Source organism: Comamonas sp. C11 (genome assembly GCF_024496285.1).
GTDB classification, from domain to species: Bacteria; Pseudomonadota; Gammaproteobacteria; order Burkholderiales; family Burkholderiaceae_C; genus Comamonas; species Comamonas testosteroni_F.
Map to the genome: position 1 here is coordinate 3,023,210 of NZ_CP101743.1, position 17,913 is coordinate 3,041,122.

A 17,913-nucleotide genomic window follows, 5' to 3' on the forward strand; every position below is an offset into this window, starting at 1 on the left:
TGAAATCGTCAGACTCAAGGTTCCAGGTCAAACACCAGAACTTCCGCAGCCCGGCCATTGGCAAGGCGCAGGCGCTCCTCATTTTCAATAAGTGCGGCGTCGCCGCTTGTCAGCTTTTGTCCATTCACGTCCAGCTCGCCACGCACCAGGTGCACATAGGTCTTGCGACCGGCCGGCAGGGCCACATCGGCAGCCTCTGCGCCGTCGAACAGACCGGCATACAAGCGTGCATCCGCGTTCATGGGAACCGAGCCCTCGGCACCATCGGGTGAAGCCACCAGACACAGACGCCCGCGCTTTTGCACCTCGCTGAATGTCTTCTGGGCATAGCCTGGCTCGATACCTGTCCGAGCGGGCAGCAGCCAGATCTGCAGAAAGTGCGTGGTCTGCTCCTTGGCATAGTTCTGCTCGCTGTGCACCACCCCCGAGCCAGCGCTCATGCGCTGTACCTCTCCAGGCAGGATGGGGGTTTCATTGCCCATGCTGTCCTTGTGCGAGAGCGCACCTTCGAGCACATAGCTGATGATTTCCATGTCGCGGTGGCCGTGCGAGCCAAAGCCCGTGCCGGGTGCAATCCGGTCTTCGTTGATCACGCGCAGATTGCCGAAACCCATATGGCGAGGATCGTAGTAACCGGCAAACGAAAAGCTGTGATAGGACTTGAGCCAGCCGTGGTCGGCGTAGCCGCGTTCCTGGGATTTGCGCAGAGTCATCATGGTGTGCTTCCTTTCGTTCAAGTGACTGTCTCTATGGGCTCTACTGTAGAAGTCGCCTGTCAGGCCGTGGCTGAACGGCGTTGATGGCATCATTCAAACTGTTTGAATCATCAATCTCACCATGCCCAGCTCCCGCGATGTGCTCACCCCCGACAGCCTGGCCATGCTGCAGGCCATTGCCGAAACCGGCAGCTTTGCCGCCGCTGCGCGCTCCCTGGGCCTGGTGCCCAGCGCGCTGACCTACCGCGTGCGCCAGATCGAAGACGCGCTCGATGTGCTGCTGTTTGACCGCAGCTCGCGCCATGCCCAGGCCACGGAGGCCGGCCAGGCCTTGCTGCGCGAAGGCGCCCGCCTGCTGCAGGAGATCGACGCCGTGGCGCACCGCGTCAAGCGCGTGGCCACGGGCTGGGAGCCGCAGCTGACCATCGTCATCGACGGGGCCGTGGCCCGCACGCCCATCTTCGAGCTGGTCGAAGCCTTTTATGCGCTGAACCCGCCCACCACGCTCAAGCTGCGCGACGGCATTCTCAACGGCACGCTGGAAGTACTGACCAGCGGCCATGCCGATCTGGCCATTGGCGTGGCGGTCAACACCAGCAATGTCTCCGAACTGCAGAAGCGCGAAATCGGGGAGATTGATTTCGTCTTCGCCGTCGCGCCGCACCACCCGCTGGCCGGACTCGATGAGCCGCTGTCTGACGAGTTGCTGCTGCAGCACCGCATGGTGGCCGTGGCCGACTCGGGCGTGCGCAGCAACTCCAGCTTTGGCCTGGTCAACGGCCAGGACGTGCTCACCGTGGACAGCATGCAGGCCAAGCTGGAGGCTCAGATACGCGGCATTGGCGCCGGCTTTCTGCCACGCGGCATGGTTCAGGCCTATCTGGATGCCGGCCTGCTGGTCACAAGACAGGTGCAGCGCGCCAGTCGCAATCTGCGCCTGCACTATGCATGGCCCGGCCCCGCCCACCGCACTCCCGGACGCGCCCTTCAGTGGTGGCTGACGCAACTCGAAAGCCCCGCCACACGCAAGGCGCTTATGGAAAACCATCACCGTCAATAAGCTGCTGCGCGTCGCAGCCATCACGCGGGAGGTGTAGAGTGAGTTGCGCTGCAACAATTCAGCACAAGCAGCACTTGCTATCCTTTGGATAGCTGCTACGCTAGAACTCAAACGGTGTCGAAAAGGCTTTTTCATGAATGCTTCCCGCACTCGCGCGTCCGCAACTGCCTCCGCTTCTTCCCCCTCCCTGCATACCGGTGCCAAGCGCATTGCCGTCATCGGCGCGGGCATTGCCGGTCTGGCCTGTGCCCGCACGCTGATGCAGGCCGGGCACGACGTCCATGTCTACGAGCGCCTGACCCAGGCCGGCGGACGTATGCGCTCGGTCAGCGGCCCCTACGGCAGCTTTGACATCGGCGCACAGTTCTTCACCGTGCGCGACCCGCGCTTTCAGCAAGTGCTGGACATCACGCCCGGCAATCTGCGCGCCTGGAGCCTGAACAGCGTTCAGACCCGCAACGCCCAGGGCCGCAGAGTCGACAAGCACACGCCGGTGCGCGAGACCCACTGGGTCGGCATGCCCGATATGCAATCGCTGCCACTGGCCTGGGCAGCGCCGCTATGGGATGCCGGGCGCCTGCACCTGGGACAGTCCCTGCGCGCCATGAGCCACCACATTGCCAGCGGCAGCCACCACAGCCGCCATCAGTGGTCCCTGATGCTGGATACCGAAGACCACGGCCCGCAGATTGCAGCCGACTTCGATGCCGTGGTGCTGGCCGTGCCGGCGCCCGTGGCCGCGCAACTGCTGCAGACAGCGCCGCAGGGTGCTGCCCTGGCCAGGACCCTGGCCCCCGTGGAAATGGCCCCCTGCTGGGCCATGACGCTGTCCTACCCCATGGCCGCACAGGCCGGGCTGACCACGCTGGGCCCGCAGTGGAATGCCGCACGCAGCACGCATGAGCGCGTTGCCTGGGTGGCCCGCGAGTCCTCCAAACCCGGCCGCGCCCAGACCGAGCGCTGGACGATTCATGCCAATCCGCTGTGGTCCAACGAGCACCGCCATGACGACGCCACGCGTGTGCTTGCCAAGCTGCAAAAGGCCTTTGGCGAAATCACCGGCATCCGCGTTGCGCCGCGCCATGCCAGCGTCTACCTCTGGCAGCATGCCCAGACGCTGGCGCCCCTGGGCAGACCGTTCAGCCACGACCCCTCGGCAGGCCTGGGCCTGTGCGGGGACTGGTGCATAGGCATGCGGGTGGAAGACGCTTTTGTCTCGGGTCTGGAAATGGGGCTGGCCCTGGCCTGAGCCAACTGCGCGCAGTCAAGGGGCGTAAGATGGCGTCCCTCATGACTGCGGCCCTCTCCCGTCCCTCCTCCAGCGCTCCCAGCACGGGGCCATATATCGGGCGCTTTGCGCCCTCTCCTACCGGACCGCTGCATGCCGGCTCTCTGGTCGCGGCGCTGGCCAGCTGGCTGGATGCACGCGCCCACGGCGGACGCTGGCTGATTCGCATCGAAGACATCGATCCGCCACGCTGCCAGCCTGGTGCCGACCAGGAAATCCTGCGCCAGCTGGCCGCCTGTGGCCTGCACTCCGATGCCCCCGTGGTCTGGCAGTCGCAGCGTCATGCACTCTATGAAAAAGCGCTGCAACAGCTGCAGGCGCAAAAAATGGCCTACCCCTGCGGCTGCACGCGCAAAGACATCGAAGCCGCCTGGCAGGCACAGGGACTGACTCACGAGCGACATGTGGAACGGCCCTACCCCGGAACCTGCCGTCATGGCCTGCAAGGCAAGCCCGCCCGGGCCTGGCGCTTTGCACTGGAGCAGCAGGTGCATGAATTACAAGAGAACCAGTTCAAAACAACCATTCCAAAAGCGCAAACAGCTACACAAAGCATAGCACCCAGACAACACTGCCTGGAAAGCAGACGCCCCGTGCTGCACTGGCAGGACCGGCGTCTGGGCGCGCAGCAGCAGAACCTGATCAACAGCGTGGGCGACTTTGTGCTGCGCCGCGCGGACGGGCTCTGGGCCTACCAGCTGGCCGTGGTCGTTGACGACGCCGAGCAAGGCATCACTGATGTGGTGCGCGGTGAAGACCTGGCAGACAACACTCCGCGCCAGCTGCTGCTGCAGCGCGCCCTGGGCCTGACCCAGCCGCGCTATCTGCACACACCGCTGGTCTGCATGGACAACGGAGAAAAGCTCTCCAAACAGCATGGCGCACCCGCCGTGGATGTCAGCCAGCCGCTGACCGTGCTGTCTGCCGCGGCACAGCGGCTCGGCCTGCCACAAGCGCCCGCAGACGCATCCTGCAGCAGCGAAAGCCCCGCAAGCGCCTTGCCTTTGGCGCTGGACTTCTGGGTCCGGTGCTGGCGCCAAACCTACAATATCGCCCCGTGACTTCTTCTAATCCAACACCTACCACCGATATGGCCGAAAACGTGCCAGCCGCTGACGCATCCGCAGCATCCCAAGGCCAGGCACCCGAAGGCGTGGCCTATCCCAAGACCATCAAAAGCTATGTGCGCCGCGCAGGCCGCACCACTACGGGCCAGGCCAAGGCTTTTGAAGAACTGGGTCCGCGCTTCCTGCTGCAATACCAGAAGGCTCCTCTGGACGCCGCAGCCGCCTATGGCCGCGACGGCAAGCTGATTCTGGAAATCGGCTTCGGCATGGGTGAAGCCACCGCCCATATCGCCCGCGTGCGCCCCGACGATAATTTCCTGTGCTGCGAAGTGCACGAACCCGGCGTGGGCGCGCTGCTCAAGCGCATTGGCGAGCAGGAGATCGAGAACATCCGCATCCTGCAACACGATGCCGTGGAAGTCATCGACAACATGCTGCCCGAAGCCTCGATCGACGGCGTGCACATCTTCTTCCCCGATCCCTGGCACAAGAAAAAGCACAACAAGCGTCGCCTGATCCAGAGCCCGCTGATCGCCAAGCTGGCCGCTCGCATCAAGCCCGGTGGCTACATCCACTGCGCCACCGACTGGGAGCCCTACGCGGTGCAGATCCTGGAAGTGCTGAACGCAGAACCCATGCTGCAGAACACGGCCGAGAACTACGCCGAAAAGCCCGACTACCGGCCGCTAACCAAATTCGAAAACCGCGGCATCCGCCTCGGTCATGGCGTCTGGGACCTGGTGTTCAGGAAGAAGTAGCCCCCTGAGGCACTTTGCGCCTTCCCCTAGCCGGGCGCCCCCTTTTCTCTACGCGCTTCGCGCTAAGGAAAGGGGGGCGACACCCTCGGTGCGGGGCGGCCCTTCCTCGGTGTCTCCGACTTGGGTTATGCCAGTTTCCAAGGGTTCGCTCCAACAATAAAAAACGCTCCTCATTGAGGAGCGTTTTGTTTTGGGACAAGGCAGCCTTGGCCGCCCCTGTCTTGCGCTTACAGGCGCTCGGCTCAGAGGCGCTCGGCCGCCCAGGCCTGCACGCTGGCCAGCGCTGCGGGCACGGCTGCGGCATCGGTGCCGCCGGCCATGGCCATATCGGGCTTGCCACCGCCCTTGCCGCCCACTTGCTGGGCCACAAAGTTCACCAGTTCGCCGGCCTTGACCTTGGCGGTTTCAGCCTTGGTCACGCCGGCAGCCAGTTGCACCTTGTCGCCATCCACGGCGGCCAGCACGATCACGGCCGCGCCCAGCTTGTCCTTGAGCTTGTCCATGGTGTCGCGCAAGGTCTTGGCATCGGCGCCTTCGAGCTTGGCGGCCAGCACCTTGACGCCCTTGACGTCGGCAGCCTGCGTGACCAGCTCGTCGCCCTGGCTGGAAGCCAGCTTGCCCTTGAGCGCAGCGATTTCCTTTTCCAGTGCCTTGATCTGATCCAGTGCACCGCCGATGCGGTTGGTCAGCTCGGCTGCAGGAGCCTTGAAAGCGGCCGCAGCCTGGTCCACGGTGGACTCCAGCGACTGCAGATAGGCCAGCGCGTTCTCGCCCGTAATGCCTTCGATACGACGCACGCCAGCGGCCACGCCGGATTCGCCCACCACCTTGAACAGGCCGATGTCGCCGGTACGGCTGACATGGGTGCCACCGCAGAGCTCGCGGCTGGAGCCGATGTCCAGCACGCGCACGGTTTCGCCGTACTTCTCGCCGAACAGCATCATCGCGCCGGTCTTCTGGGCCGACTCGATATCCATCACGCGTGCATCGGTGGCGGTGTTGGCCAGTACCTCGGCATTGACGCGGGCTTCGATCTCGCGGATCTGCTCGGCAGTCACCGGGGCGTTGTGCGCAAAGTCGAAGCGGGTACGCTCGGCATTGACCAGCGAGCCCTTTTGCTGCACATGGGCGCCCAGCACTTCGCGCAAGGCCTTGTGCATGATGTGTGTGACCGAGTGGTTGCGCATGGTTGCAGCGCGCACGGCGGTGTCCACCTGTGCTTCAACGGCATCGCCCACCTTCAGGCTGCCGGTTTCCAGCACGCCGTGGTGACCGAATACATCGGCCTTGATCTTGAGCGTGTCTTCCACGGCAAAGCGGTTGCCACCCGCAACAATCACGCCCCGATCGCCGACCTGGCCACCGGATTCTGCATAAAAAGGAGTGGCATCCAGAACAACCACGACGTTTTGACCTACTTTCAGCTCGGAAACAGATACACCGTCAGCGTAAAGCGCTACGATTTTTGCAGATTCCGCCAGCTTGTCGTAGCCCACGAAGGTGTTGCCCTGTCCGGTGTACTCCAGCGCGCGATCCATCTTGAACTTGCCGGCTGCGCGGGCAGTTTCCTTCTGGTGCTGCATGGCGGCGTTGAAGCCGGCCTCGTCCACCGTCACGCCACGCTCGCGCGCCACGTCGTTGGACAGGTCCAGCGGGAAGCCGTAGGTGTCATGCAACTTGAAGGCCACATCGCCGGGCAGCACCTTGACGTCGCCGGCCAGTGCGCTGTCCAGGATTTCCATGCCGTTGGCCAGGGTCTCGAAGAAACGCTCTTCCTCGGCCTTGAGCACGCTGGTGATATGCGCTTCCTGCTCCTTGAGCTTGGGATAGGCATCGCCCATCTGTACGACCAGGTCGGCCACCAGCTTGTGGAAGAAGGGAGTCTTCTGGCCCAGCTTGTAACCGTGACGGATGGCGCGGCGGATGATGCGGCGCTGCACATAGCCACGACCTTCGTTGGAAGGAATCACGCCGTCGGACACCAGGAAGGAGGTCGCGCGGATATGGTCGGCAATCACCTTCAGCGAAGGAGTGCTCAGATCTTCGGTATGGGTTTCGCGGCCGGCTGCCTTGATCAATGCCTGGAACAGGTCGATCTCGTAGTTGCTGTGCACATGCTGCAGGATGGCAGCCAGGCGCTCCAGGCCCATGCCGGTGTCCACGCAAGGTGCAGGCAGCTTGACCACGGAGCCGTCTTCCTTCATGTCGAACTGCATGAACACGTGGTTCCAGATCTCGATGAAACGGTCGCCGTCTTCTTCCGGGCTGCCGGGAGGGCCGCCGGCAATGTGCTCGCCGTGGTCGTAGAAGATTTCCGAGCAGGGGCCGCAGGGGCCTGTGTCGGCCATCATCCAGAAGTTGTCGCTCTTGTACTTGCCGCCCTTGTTGTCGCCGATGCGGATGATGCGCTCGGCAGGCAGGCCGATGACGTTCTTCCAGATGTCATAGGCTTCGTCGTCTTCGTGATAGACCGTGGCCAGCAGCTTCTCGGCGGGCAGGCCGAAAACCTTGGTCAGCAGCTCCCAGCCCCACTCGATGGACTCCTTCTTGAAGTAGTCGCCGAAGGACCAGTTGCCCAGCATTTCGAAGAACGTGTGGTGGCGCGCGGTGTAGCCCACGTTTTCCAGGTCGTTGTGCTTGCCGCCGGCGCGCAGGCAGGCCTGCACCGAAGTTGCGCGATTGTAGGGACGCTTGTCCGTGCCCAGGAACACATCCTTGAACTGCACCATGCCGGAGTTGGTGAACATCAGCGTCGGATCGTTGCCGGGAACCAGCGAACTGGACGCGACAACCGTGTGGCCCTTGGAAGCGTAGAAATCCAGGAACGTCTTGCGGATGTCCGCAACGGAAAAAGTGGGTGTACTCATGGTGTTTGGTATGAAGACGCCTGCATGACGCCTGCGATCAGTACGGCCCGGCGCTGCTTTTTCAGGAGCTGCGCAGACAGGCAAAGGCGGGTAGGAACAGTTCATTGCTGAACCATTCCCCCCTAAGAACCGGACTTGCGACTTTCACCGCATCCGGCTCAAGCACAACAAGATTCAGTCCCGTCTAAAGCACCCCATTCTACTTCGGAGAGGCTTTTTCGAGATGAACCCGAAGCCTTTAAGAGGCCGGTTTCGCTACCTGCAAACCCAAGGCATGCAGTCGTCTATGACAGACCGGATGCAGCAGCACCCGATTGGAGAGGTTGTCCGACCCGCCCATCACCTTGTAAACAATGTGGTGGTCGTGCCAGCGTTCCCCTTCCTCCAGCGGCTCCGCACAAAGTGCGCAACGCCCGTTTTGGCTGATGTACAGCATCGAAGTTTCGTACTGGTACGCCATGTTTTTCAACATGCGTTTCGTTCTCAACTCCTCTCCGTACACCTCCCATACCGGGTCAAAGGGGTTGTATTCCCCCTTGATCTTTTCGTGCCTCACGATCTCTGTATCTGCAAGCTTCAACAGTTTGGTCGTAAGCGGGCCGTCCGCCGTTTTCACGGTTGCAGCAAACTCATCCCTGTCCTTGATGCGCTGCCAGTAACGGCTTTTGCACCAGGGGTGGGACTTATTCGGATGTCGCCGTCTCGTCCAGCGCACCAGGCGCCAGTAGATCAGGCTGTCCATCCGACTGAAGGTTTCCTTCGCCACCACCGGTTGGTGATACCTCGCCCAGCCTCGAAGGATTGGGTTCAGTTTGGCAATGAGATCCTCCTGCTTCGTCGATAGGTGTGTTTTCACGATTTCACTGACCTTGCGATAGAACGCTTGCGCGTTCTTCTTGCTCGGTTTGATCAAGAGCTTCCCTTTGTATTTGCGGAAGTTCCATCCCAGGAAATCGAAACCCTCGTCTATGTGAACGACCTTGGTCTTCTCCGGCGACAGTTGCAGACCTCGTTGTGCGAGGAAGGCTTCTATCCACGGCTTGATTTGTGTTTCCAGCACCTCTCGCGAGATGCCAGTCACCACAAAATCGTCGGCGTACCGGATCACATGGACTTTGAGTCCCTTGGCTTTTGTCTTCCCGTATTTCGCAACCAAGTGCGCTTTCAGGTCGGTTTCCAGCCCGTTCAAACACATATTCGCCAAAGTTGGCGAGATGATGCCGCCTTGCGGCGTCCCTTCTACAGTCGGCGATAGGTGCCCCCTATGGACTACCCCGGCTTTCAGCCATTTCAGCAAGATTGCCTTGTTCATAGGAACGTGGCGCACCAGCCATTCGTGGTTGATATGGTCAAAGCAACCTCGGATATCCGCTTCTAACACCCAGGAAGACGCCGTCTTCTGGGAAGTCGTGACGAATATCTGGCCCATGGCGTCTGCCGTCGAACGATTTCTCCTGAAGCCGTAGCTATTCGGATCGCTCGTGGTTTCCGCCACCGGTTCCAGTCCAAGCAGGTGTAGCGCCTGCATGGCCCGATCCAACATGGTTGGAATGCCCAGAGGACGCTCCTTCCCGTTGGCTTTGGGGATGTAGACCCGCCGCAATGGCTTGGGTTTGTATCCCCGCTGCTGCTTCAACCTTCCAATCGCCGCCCGTTTCACGGCAGGAGAATCCCAAAGCTGGCGATCGACTCCCGCCGTTCGCTTACCTTGGTTTTCAGTTACACGTCTTACCGCCAGAGCCCTGGCGGAAAACGAGTGGTTTAAAGACCGTTGCAGAGCTTTCACCCTGCGCCAGTCCTTGTCCAGCGTTGCCTTCGCTATGCGTTGCTGCGTCGTTCTCACAAACTGCTCGACACGATGCCAATCGATGGCATGCCAGTCTTGCGGTTCGCGTGAGGACGCAGATTCGCCGTCGCCGGTGAGTTTTCTCATGCTTTCCTCCTACCGAGTTGAACCCTCAGAGGACGCACGTCTCCCCGAAGGGATACGCACAATCCCTTCGGGCTAGGTTTAAACAAATGCAGTCGCGAGCGACGGTTGCACCAAGTGGAAGTGGGCACGCTTTCGCGTCAGGGCACGAGCCCCTATGCCACCCATTACAGGCAGCCATTCGCTTTTTCCACCATCCCATACCCCCTCATCCAACAGGTTGCCTTACGGCTTCCCTGCCGACACGCTTGCGCGTGCTGGCGGATAGTGGGGCTTACCACGTTCCCTGACTTGCCGACACGGGCGATTCGCATCGCTGCATGTCTATCCGGTTAGGACTCATCTTTCCTGGAGCTGATGTTGACGACGTGTGTCTAGGCTGAACAAACACATCCTTCAGCGTACCTTTTGGTTATGGCCTATCAGCAGATTTGGCCATTCAATGTTTACCCAGGTTCAAGCGATGATTCACTTTACGTTGCCCATGCGGAACTAGCCTGGCCCCTTCACCGCTTTTCTGCTGGCAGTGTCCACCTCTACCCTCGCGGGTAAGAGATGCCGCTTGCGCAGGGGTACTTTGTCGGGTGAGCTTCGCACAAGCCCATTGCTGGTCTTGCACGTCACCGTAGGCTACTTGTGGTCGCACACAAGGTCATGGCACTCCATTGCTAGAGAGCATGACAAGGCAGGTCAGAGTTGCACTCTGTACTTCTTCCATCAGTCAAAGCGTATGCACGTAAAAAGTCCTCCAATGAAGGATTTCTGTTTCTTAGAAATGTCCGCTTGTGGCGGTCAGTGTGATACGGCCGGGGCGCACATTGCACGCGAGCACGGCTACGCCGGACTATTGCAGGAATAGCCAAGCTGATGAGGCTGCCGAAGTTCGGAGCCAGAGACTGGACTGTCCCCTGTGGGGTACAGCCTGATGGGAAGAATGTGCCTCGCACCAGACCCTTGGGAGGTCGGTTGTACGGTTTTCAGAGGCTCAACCGTCTAACAGAGCGACAAACGTGTCGCACTCAGCCGAACATTATAGGTTTGCGGCTACATACCCACGCGGCCTTGTGCCGATAACAGCGATCATGAATTTTCATGCGTTGCATTAATGTCTTCATCATCGGCTTGCGGATAATCGGCAACCACTATGAGCGACACACCCCAAACCGAGACCTCCAAGCCCGCAGCCCCTGCCAAAAACCGCCTGGTGGTCTGGCTCATCGCCCTGCCCGTGATCATCTTTGGCGCGCTCATGCTCATCGGCCAGTTCATGGACGATCCGCTAAGCAAGCAGCGCTGGACGGAAGCAGAAACCATCAAGATCTGCTGGAAACAGACGGCCAAGCCCGAGGCCGAACGCAAGACCCAGGAGTTCAAAACCACTCAGGACTGCGAACGCCTGGAGTTCGATTTCAAGACCCGCTACGGCGAAAACCCGTAAGACAGCTGCCGCGGCGCAAGCCGGAAGCCTGCGCCGTGCATGACTGCCGCACTTATTCTTCGCCCCAGTCTTCGTCAGCGCCTTCTTCCTCTGCTGCTGCAGCCAGCGCGATCATGCGATCGAAGGTCTCGATGATCGCGATGCGACGGTCCTGCTTGTAGCCCTCCTCGGGCTCCAGCTCGTCGATGCTCTGGTCCCAGGCCTGCAGATAAGTGGCTTTCCAATGCTCCAGCGTCTGCAGATCCGGCCACAGCGGATGCATGCCGCCCTCGGCCATGGCGCACAGCAGCTCGATGCGGCAGGGAACCAGATCCGACTCCGGCTCGCCCGCCTGCAAGGCCTCGGGCGAGTCCAGGGCCTCGGCAATTTCATCGATGAGCTGGCCCGTGATATCGGCCAGCCAGTCCAATGCGGTGTCGTTATCGAAATTGCCGTGCGACCAAGTGCCCATGACCAAACTCCTTGCTGCGATATGTCAGTAAAGCAAGGCCCAACATAGCGGGCCTTGATGTCAGAACTGTGTCAGTGCGGAAGATAGATCCAGGCGCGGCAGGTCAACGGTTGCGGTTTTTCATGGCGCGCTCCACCTCGCGCTTGCCTTCGCGGTCCTTGATCACATCGCGCTTGTCATGCTCGGCCTTGCCCTTGGCCAGGGCAATCTCGCATTTCACGTAACCGTTCTTCCAGTGCAGATTGATGGGCACCAGGGTATAGCCCTTTTGCTCGACCTTGCCGACAAGGCGCTTGATCTCATCCTTTTTCAGGAGCAGCTTCTTGATGCGTGCCGAGTCGGGATTGACGTGGGTAGAAGCGGTCTTGAGCGGGTTGATCTGGCAGCCCAGCAGGAACAGCTCGCCGTCCTTGATCAGCACATAGCCATCGGTGAGCTGCACCTTGCCGCTGCGCAGGGCCTTGACCTCCCAGCCGTGCAGCACCATGCCGGCTTCGTGGCGCTCCTCGAAGAAATAGTTGAAAGCTGCTTTTTTATTGTCGGCAATGCGCGACGAAGTTTCTGGTTTCTTGGCCATGGAATATTAGTTGCAGGCGGACCGGAGATGAAAGCTCTCCCTACAATACCGGATTGCCGTCTCGCCTCTGAGCGATGATTTTAGTTTCGCATCGCGCCTCTGGGTGTATTGGCCTAGGCCAATTCCCTGCTCTTGCGCCCTGCTGATTGCTCTTTGTTCATGAAAAACGTCAACAAGTCCGTCCTCATCTGGTACAGCCCCGAAGAAATGTTTGCTCTCGTGACGGACGTGGCCCACTATGCCGACTTTCTGCCCTGGTGCGATCATGCCAAGATTCTGGAGCAGGACGACACAGGCATGACAGCCGAGGTAGGTATTGCGTTCAGCGGACTGCGCAAGTCTTTCGTGACGCGCAACACGAACAGTAGCATGGATGACGGCGGCAAGCAGGTCAGCATGCGTCTGGTCAAGGGACCTTTCTCGCGTCTTGAAGGCCACTGGCGCTTTCATCCTGTAGGCGACGGCACGCAACGCGCCTGCAAGGTCGAGCTGCAGCTGGATTACGGCTTCGAGAACGCAGCCGTAGCCGCCATCATCGGCCCGGTCTTTGACCGCATCGCAGGCTCCATGGTCGACGCCTTCATCAAGCGAGCCGAACAAATCTATGGCTGATGCTCTGCCCGAGGTGATCGACATCACGGTCTGCATCTCGCCCTGCTCCGGCACCGTGCAGGAAGCCTTGTTGCAGCTTGCCGCGGGCAGCACTGTCCAGCAAGCTCTGGATGCAGTGACCGCCTCAGCAGCCTTGCCTGACCTGCAACTGCCCGAACCCTTGGCCGCCGACATGCTCGGTATCTGGGGCAAAGTCGCGAATCCTGGCCAGGTTCTCAAACATGGCGATCGCCTGGAAGTCTATCGCCCGTTGACAGTAGACCCCAAGGTTGCCCGACGCGAACGCTTTGCCCGCCAGGGCGCGCGCGGCGCCGGACTTTTCAAACGCCAGAGAGACGGAGCCAAGGCGGGCTATTAGCCAGCAGCCAGCAGGACTCAAAAAAAAGCGCCTTCTGACGGCGCTTTTTATCGAGATTTCGGCGAAGATCCCGGCGACTATTGCGCCGGCTCTGCCATGGGCCCGCAATCGGAAGCAATCACGGCATCGGCACGCTTGATCTCGGCATCGCGCGCGGCCTCATCCATGAAGCCACGCTCACCCTTGGCATTCACATGGGAGAGCAAGCGGCCCGATGCCAGGGTTGCCTTGGCCTGCCTGGCACGGTTGCAGTTGTCCTGGCGCTGCTTTTCCTTCTGCAGTTTTTCGGCCTGGGTCTTGGCTGCTTCCTGCTCCTGCATCTTGCGCTTTTGCTCTTCCAGCCCTTTGTCCACGCCGGCTTCCGCAACGGGCTTGGCCGCGCCGACCTCCGGTATTGCAGAAGGTGCTACAGGCCTGGCACCGCCAGGGCTGCGCAAAATATTCTTGACAGGGATATCGGCCGGCGGAGCCCTGTCGCTGAACACCTTGCGCCCCTGACCATCTATCCATTGCCACTGGGCAATTGCGGGGACCGTGCAGCAGGCAATGGCTGCAAACAAAGCGAACTTGATGGCGTGCATGGAGTCAATAAGTCTTGGACTGGCGTTGGGGATTCTGGGTCACGAGCCCACATTGTGCGGCAAGTCACAGGTACAATCTTTCTTTTGGAGCCATCACATGCGCCTTCTCGGAAAAGCACTGACCTTTGACGACGTCCTGCTCGTTCCCGCCTACTCCGAAGTCCTGCCCAAGGACGTTTCCCTCGCCACCCAATTCACTCGCAATATCCGCCTGAACCTGCCCCTGGTGTCTGCCGCCATGGACACAGTGACAGAAGCGCGTCTGGCCATCGCCATTGCGCAAGAAGGCGGTATCGGCGTGATCCACAAGAACATGACAGCCGAGCAGCAAGCCGCTGAAGTGTCCAAGGTCAAGCGCCACGAATCCGGTGTGGTGCACGACCCTGTGGTCATCACCCCCGAACACACCGTGCTGCAAGTGCTGCAGCTGTCGGAAGAACGCGGCATTTCGGGCTTCCCCGTGTGCGACGGCGGCAAGGTGGTCGGCATCGTGACCAGCCGCGATCTGCGCTTCGAGACCCGCTACGACGTCAAGGTCAGCCAGATCATGACGCCCCGCGAAAAGCTGATCACCGTCAATGAAAAAGACGGCACCAGCCCTGCAGAAGCCAAGGCTTTGCTGAACAAGCACAAGCTCGAACGAATCCTGGTGGTCAACGACGCCTTTGAGCTCAAGGGCCTGATCACTGTCAAGGACATCACCAAGCAAACCACCTTCCCCAATGCCGCACGTGACGCATCGGGCCGCCTTCGCGTGGCTGCCGCTGTCGGCGTGGGCGCTGGCACCGAAGAGCGCGTGGAGCTGCTGGTCAAAGCCGGCGTGGACGCGATCGTGGTGGACACGGCTCACGGCCACTCCAAGGGCGTGATCGACCGCGTGCGCTGGGTCAAGCAGAACTACCCCCAGGTGGACGTCATCGGCGGCAATATTGCCACCGGCGCTGCCGCCCTGGCTCTGGTGGAAGCCGGTGCCGATGCGGTCAAGGTCGGTATCGGCCCCGGCTCCATCTGCACCACCCGTATCGTGGCTGGTGTGGGCGTGCCCCAGATCATGGCCATCTCCAATGTGGCCGACGCCCTGAAGGGCACCGGCGTGCCCCTGATCGGTGACGGCGGCATCCGCTTCTCCGGCGACATCTCCAAGGCTCTGGCCGCAGGTGCCTCCACCATCATGATGGGCGGCATGTTTGCCGGCACCGAAGAAGCTCCTGGCGAAGTGATTCTGTACCAGGGCCGCTCGTACAAGAGCTACCGTGGCATGGGCTCCATCGGTGCCATGCAGCAAGGCTCGGCCGACCGCTACTTCCAGGAATCGTCCACCGGCAACCCCAATGCCGACAAGCTGGTTCCCGAAGGCATCGAAGGCCGCGTCCCCTACAAGGGCTCCATGGTCTCCATCGTCTACCAGATGGCCGGCGGCGTGCGCGCCTCCATGGGCTACTGCGGTTGCGCCACGATCTCCGAGATGAACCAGAAGGCCGAGTTTGTGGAAATCACCGCAGCCGGCATCCGTGAATCTCACGTGCATGACGTGCAGATCACCAAGGAAGCGCCCAACTACCGCGCTGACTGAGCAAGCACCTTGAAATCTGACCAGATTGAAAAATCTGGTCAGAATGCTAAAATCTGGCCTGAACTGCTGGTTCTAGCCAGATTTTTTTGTTTTCCGCCATGCAATCTATCGGTATCTACGAAGCCAAAAGCCGCTTTTCCGCCCTGGTCGAAATGGTCGAGCAAGGCGAGGAAGTGCGCATCACGCGCCACGGCAAGGAAGTCGTGCGCATGCTGCCCATGCGCCGCAAGCCAGTGATCACCGATGAGCAGATTGCACGCGAGCTGGAGCAGATCTCGGCTCTGCAGCAGACGGTGAAAGCGCCAGCAACTGCAACGAACGCCGCTGACAGCATCACCGGCCTGCGCCACACAGGACGGAACCAGGCATGAGCGCCACCGCTTTTGTGCTCGATGCATCCGTCACCGCCGCCTGGTTGCTGCCTGACGACGCCAGCGAGCACACCAGACGCCTCTACACCCGTATCCGCCGCGATGAAGTGGACCCGCAAGCCCCCAACCTCTGGCAGTGGGAATGCGGCAACCTGATTGCATCAGGCGTGAATAATGGCCGTATCCCGCAGACATCGGTCGAAGGTCTGTGGGGCGTACTGGAAGCCATTCGCCATCGCGTGGAGCTGCACGACCTGGCTCCTGCACAGCACAAGGCCGTGCTGGATGTGGCGCTGGATACCGGCCTGCCCACCTACGATGCCGCATACCTGTGGCTGGCGCAGTCGCTGCGCCTGCCACTGGCCACATTCGATACAGCCCAGATCGCGGCCGCCCGCAAAAGCGGCGTCACCGTCTGGGCTCCCGAAGATTTCTAATCCCTTTTGCCACCCTCTTGCCCTTGATCACCATGCAACACGACAAGATTCTTATTCTGGACTTCGGCTCCCAGGTCACGCAGCTGATTGCTCGCCGCGTGCGCGAAGCCAATGTCTACTGCGAAGTCCACCCCTGCGATGTGAGCAGCGACTGGGTGCGCGAGTTTGCCGCCGACGGCAAGCTCAAGGGCATCATCCTGTCGGGCAGCCATGCCTCCGTCTACGAAGTGGACGACCGCGCTCCCGACGCCGTGTTCGAGCTGAACCTGCCCGTGCTGGGTATTTGCTACGGCATGCAGACCATGGCCACCCAGCTGGGCGGCAAGGTCGAAGGCTCCAACACCCGCGAATTCGGTTACGCCGAAGTGCGCGCCCATGGCCACACCAAGCTGCTGGAAGGCATCGAAGACTTCGCCACAGCCGAAGGCCACGGCATGCTCAAGGTCTGGATGAGCCACGGCGACAAGGTCACCGAGCTGCCTCCGGGCTTCAAGGTCATGGCCTCCACGCCGTCCTGCCCCATTGCCGGCATGGCCGACGAAGCGCGTCGCTACTACGCCGTGCAGTTCCACCCCGAAGTCACGCACACCGTGCAGGGCCAGGCGCTGCTCAACCGCTTTGTGCTCGACATCTGCGGCACGCAGGCAGACTGGATCATGGGCGACTACATCGAAGAAGCCGTGGCCAGGATCCGCGAACAGGTGGGCGATGAAGAAGTGATCCTGGGCCTGTCCGGCGGCGTGGATTCGTCCGTAGCTGCTGCCCTGATCCACCGCGCCATCGGCGACCAGCTGACCTGCGTGTTCGTCGATCACGGTCTGTTGCGCCTGAACGAAGGCGATATGGTCATGGACATGTTCGAAGGCAAGCTTCACGCCAAGGTCGTGCGCGTCGATGCCTCCGCTCTGTTCCTGGGCGAGCTGGCCGGCGTGTCCGAGCCCGAGCAAAAGCGCAAGATCATCGGCCGCCTGTTCGTGGACGTATTCAAGGCCGAGGCCGAAAAGCTCAAGGCCGCCAACGCTGGCTCCAAGGGCGCCACCTTCCTGGCCCAGGGCACCATCTATCCTGACGTGATCGAGTCCGGCGGCGCCAAGAGCAAGAAGGCCGTCACGATCAAGAGCCACCACAACGTCGGCGGCCTGCCCGAGCAGCTGGGCCTGAAGCTGCTGGAGCCCCTGCGCGACCTGTTCAAGGACGAAGTGCGCGAACTGGGCGTGGCCCTGGGCCTGCCCCGCGGCATGGTCTACCGCCACCCCTTCCCCGGCCCCGGCCTGGGCGTGCGCATTCTGGGCGAAGTGAAGAAGGAATATGCCGACCTGCTGCGCCGCGCAGATGCCATCTTCATCGAAGAGCTGAACAACTGGATCGACGAAAAGACCGGCAAGAGCTGGTACGACCTGACCAGCCAGGCCTTTACCGTGTTCCTGCCCGTCAAGAGCGTGGGCGTGATGGGTGACGGCCGCACCTACGACTACGTCGTGGCCCTGCGCGCCGTGGTCACCAGCGACTTCATGACTGCCGACTGGGCCGAGCTGCCCTACGGCCTGCTCAAGAAGGTCTCCGGCCGCATCATCAACGAAGTGCGCGGCATCAACCGCGTCACCTATGACGTGAGCACCAAGCCACCAGCAACCATCGAGTGGGAATAATTTACAGTGATTCCGAGACGTCCAGCAGCGTCTTGGATTCCGCATACCTCTTTGAAATTCAACGAGTTAAGTGTTTTTCGCAATCCTATACGGTGCAACGAGAACCACATTTTTTTACGGCAAATTTGACGGTAAATCCGTGATTTCCTGAGGCGCTGCTTTTCTTTACCGACACGTGTT

Annotated in this window: 17 protein-coding genes; 11 read left to right on the forward strand and 6 right to left on the reverse strand. The window is 61.0% G+C overall.

The annotated features are described in order from the left end of the window. Nucleotides 1-14: 14 nt before the first annotated feature. Entirely contained in the window at nt 15-716 is a 702-nt protein-coding gene (locus NOX35_RS13815; RefSeq protein WP_182282887.1) for a pirin family protein, read from the reverse strand. A gap of 121 nt (nt 717-837) precedes the next feature. Between NOX35_RS13815 and NOX35_RS13820 the strand changes: the two genes are divergently transcribed. The 4 genes from NOX35_RS13820 (at nt 838) to trmB (ending at nt 4,889) form a co-directional block, all read left to right on the forward strand. Next, nucleotides 838-1,776 (forward strand): LysR family transcriptional regulator, encoded by a 939-nt coding sequence (locus NOX35_RS13820; RefSeq protein ID WP_182282888.1) that lies wholly within the window; start codon nt 838-840, stop codon nt 1,774-1,776. Nucleotides 1,777-1,909: 133 nt separating this feature from the next. After that, nucleotides 1,910-3,025 carry an NAD(P)/FAD-dependent oxidoreductase gene (locus NOX35_RS13825; protein ID WP_256493629.1) on the forward strand — a complete coding sequence of 372 codons (1,116 nt, stop codon included), beginning with the start codon at nt 1,910-1,912 and terminating at the stop codon, nt 3,023-3,025. A 41-nt stretch (nt 3,026-3,066) separates the two neighbouring features. Further along, complete coding sequence (gene gluQRS / locus NOX35_RS13830; RefSeq protein ID WP_256493630.1) at nt 3,067-4,125, forward strand: tRNA glutamyl-Q(34) synthetase GluQRS; 1,059 nt, start codon at nt 3,067-3,069, stop codon at nt 4,123-4,125. Between the two features lie 29 nt (nt 4,126-4,154). Continuing rightward, a complete protein-coding gene (trmB, locus tag NOX35_RS13835) occupies nt 4,155-4,889 on the forward strand; it encodes a tRNA (guanosine(46)-N7)-methyltransferase TrmB (RefSeq protein WP_003074922.1) in 735 nt (244 codons plus the stop codon). Between the two features lie 242 nt (nt 4,890-5,131). Here the strand turns inward: trmB and alaS are convergent, their stop codons facing one another. Further along, nucleotides 5,132-7,756: an alanine--tRNA ligase gene (gene alaS / locus NOX35_RS13840; protein WP_256493631.1), complete on the reverse strand. Its 2,625-nt coding sequence runs from the start codon at nt 7,754-7,756 to the stop codon at nt 5,132-5,134. Nucleotides 7,757-7,994: 238 nt separating this feature from the next. Beyond that, nucleotides 7,995-9,689 (reverse strand): group II intron reverse transcriptase/maturase, encoded by a 1,695-nt coding sequence (ltrA, locus tag NOX35_RS13845; protein WP_256493632.1) that lies wholly within the window; start codon nt 9,687-9,689, stop codon nt 7,995-7,997. 1,141 nt (nt 9,690-10,830) lie between these two features. Between ltrA and NOX35_RS13850 the strand changes: the two genes are divergently transcribed. Continuing rightward, nucleotides 10,831-11,124, forward strand: coding sequence for a hypothetical protein (locus tag NOX35_RS13850; protein WP_182282892.1), 294 nt, complete (start codon nt 10,831-10,833; stop codon nt 11,122-11,124). Between the two features lie 52 nt (nt 11,125-11,176). Here the strand turns inward: NOX35_RS13850 and NOX35_RS13855 are convergent, their stop codons facing one another. Continuing rightward, a complete protein-coding gene (locus NOX35_RS13855) occupies nt 11,177-11,575 on the reverse strand; it encodes a DUF4259 domain-containing protein (protein WP_256493633.1) in 399 nt (132 codons plus the stop codon). A 103-nt stretch (nt 11,576-11,678) separates the two neighbouring features. Continuing rightward, entirely contained in the window at nt 11,679-12,152 is a 474-nt protein-coding gene (gene smpB, locus NOX35_RS13860) for an SsrA-binding protein SmpB (RefSeq protein WP_003054725.1), read from the reverse strand. Between the two features lie 159 nt (nt 12,153-12,311). Here smpB and NOX35_RS13865 point away from each other — a divergent pair, with 159 nt between their 5' ends. Then, nucleotides 12,312-12,764: a type II toxin-antitoxin system RatA family toxin gene (locus NOX35_RS13865; protein WP_256493634.1), complete on the forward strand. Its 453-nt coding sequence runs from the start codon at nt 12,312-12,314 to the stop codon at nt 12,762-12,764. Continuing rightward, nucleotides 12,757-13,122 carry an RnfH family protein gene (locus NOX35_RS13870; protein ID WP_256493635.1) on the forward strand — a complete coding sequence of 122 codons (366 nt, stop codon included), beginning with the start codon at nt 12,757-12,759 and terminating at the stop codon, nt 13,120-13,122. Before NOX35_RS13865 ends, NOX35_RS13870 begins: the two co-directional genes overlap by 8 nt. A 77-nt stretch (nt 13,123-13,199) precedes the next feature. Here the strand turns inward: NOX35_RS13870 and NOX35_RS13875 are convergent, their stop codons facing one another. Then, nucleotides 13,200-13,703, reverse strand: coding sequence for a DUF4124 domain-containing protein (locus NOX35_RS13875; RefSeq protein ID WP_256493636.1), 504 nt, complete (start codon nt 13,701-13,703; stop codon nt 13,200-13,202). A gap of 97 nt (nt 13,704-13,800) precedes the next feature. Between NOX35_RS13875 and guaB the strand changes: the two genes are divergently transcribed. The 4 genes from guaB (at nt 13,801) to guaA (ending at nt 17,733) form a co-directional block, all read left to right on the forward strand. Then, nucleotides 13,801-15,276 (forward strand): IMP dehydrogenase, encoded by a 1,476-nt coding sequence (gene guaB / locus NOX35_RS13880; protein ID WP_003074909.1) that lies wholly within the window; start codon nt 13,801-13,803, stop codon nt 15,274-15,276. Between the two features lie 98 nt (nt 15,277-15,374). Then, entirely contained in the window at nt 15,375-15,647 is a 273-nt protein-coding gene (locus NOX35_RS13885) for a type II toxin-antitoxin system Phd/YefM family antitoxin (RefSeq protein WP_182282897.1), read from the forward strand. Continuing rightward, nucleotides 15,644-16,084, forward strand: coding sequence for a type II toxin-antitoxin system VapC family toxin (locus NOX35_RS13890; protein ID WP_182282898.1), 441 nt, complete (start codon nt 15,644-15,646; stop codon nt 16,082-16,084). Before NOX35_RS13885 ends, NOX35_RS13890 begins: the two co-directional genes overlap by 4 nt. Before the next feature lie 32 nt (nt 16,085-16,116). Beyond that, nucleotides 16,117-17,733, forward strand: a complete 1,617-nt coding sequence (gene guaA, locus NOX35_RS13895; protein ID WP_182282899.1) for a glutamine-hydrolyzing GMP synthase — start codon at nt 16,117-16,119, stop codon at nt 17,731-17,733. Nucleotides 17,734-17,913: the final 180 nt, after the last annotated feature.

Bases quoted from the DNA above. Each gene is read 5' to 3' on its own strand.
- NOX35_RS13815 (WP_182282887.1), bottom strand. From the start codon at position 716: ATGATGACTCTGCGCAAATCCCAGGAACGCGGCTACGCCGACCACGGC.
- NOX35_RS13820 (WP_182282888.1), top strand. From the start codon at position 838: ATGCCCAGCTCCCGCGATGTGCTCACCCCCGACAGCCTGGCCATGCTG.
- NOX35_RS13825 (WP_256493629.1), top strand. From the start codon at position 1,910: ATGAATGCTTCCCGCACTCGCGCGTCCGCAACTGCCTCCGCTTCTTCC.
- gluQRS (WP_256493630.1), top strand. From the start codon at position 3,067: ATGACTGCGGCCCTCTCCCGTCCCTCCTCCAGCGCTCCCAGCACGGGG.
- trmB (WP_003074922.1), top strand. From the start codon at position 4,155: ATGGCCGAAAACGTGCCAGCCGCTGACGCATCCGCAGCATCCCAAGGC.
- alaS (WP_256493631.1), bottom strand. From the start codon at position 7,756: ATGAGTACACCCACTTTTTCCGTTGCGGACATCCGCAAGACGTTCCTG.
- ltrA (WP_256493632.1), bottom strand. From the start codon at position 9,689: ATGAGAAAACTCACCGGCGACGGCGAATCTGCGTCCTCACGCGAACCG.
- NOX35_RS13850 (WP_182282892.1), top strand. From the start codon at position 10,831: ATGAGCGACACACCCCAAACCGAGACCTCCAAGCCCGCAGCCCCTGCC.
- NOX35_RS13855 (WP_256493633.1), bottom strand. From the start codon at position 11,575: ATGGGCACTTGGTCGCACGGCAATTTCGATAACGACACCGCATTGGAC.
- smpB (WP_003054725.1), bottom strand. From the start codon at position 12,152: ATGGCCAAGAAACCAGAAACTTCGTCGCGCATTGCCGACAATAAAAAA.
- NOX35_RS13865 (WP_256493634.1), top strand. From the start codon at position 12,312: ATGAAAAACGTCAACAAGTCCGTCCTCATCTGGTACAGCCCCGAAGAA.
- NOX35_RS13870 (WP_256493635.1), top strand. From the start codon at position 12,757: ATGGCTGATGCTCTGCCCGAGGTGATCGACATCACGGTCTGCATCTCG.
- NOX35_RS13875 (WP_256493636.1), bottom strand. From the start codon at position 13,703: ATGCACGCCATCAAGTTCGCTTTGTTTGCAGCCATTGCCTGCTGCACG.
- guaB (WP_003074909.1), top strand. From the start codon at position 13,801: ATGCGCCTTCTCGGAAAAGCACTGACCTTTGACGACGTCCTGCTCGTT.
- NOX35_RS13885 (WP_182282897.1), top strand. From the start codon at position 15,375: ATGCAATCTATCGGTATCTACGAAGCCAAAAGCCGCTTTTCCGCCCTG.
- NOX35_RS13890 (WP_182282898.1), top strand. From the start codon at position 15,644: ATGAGCGCCACCGCTTTTGTGCTCGATGCATCCGTCACCGCCGCCTGG.
- guaA (WP_182282899.1), top strand. From the start codon at position 16,117: ATGCAACACGACAAGATTCTTATTCTGGACTTCGGCTCCCAGGTCACG.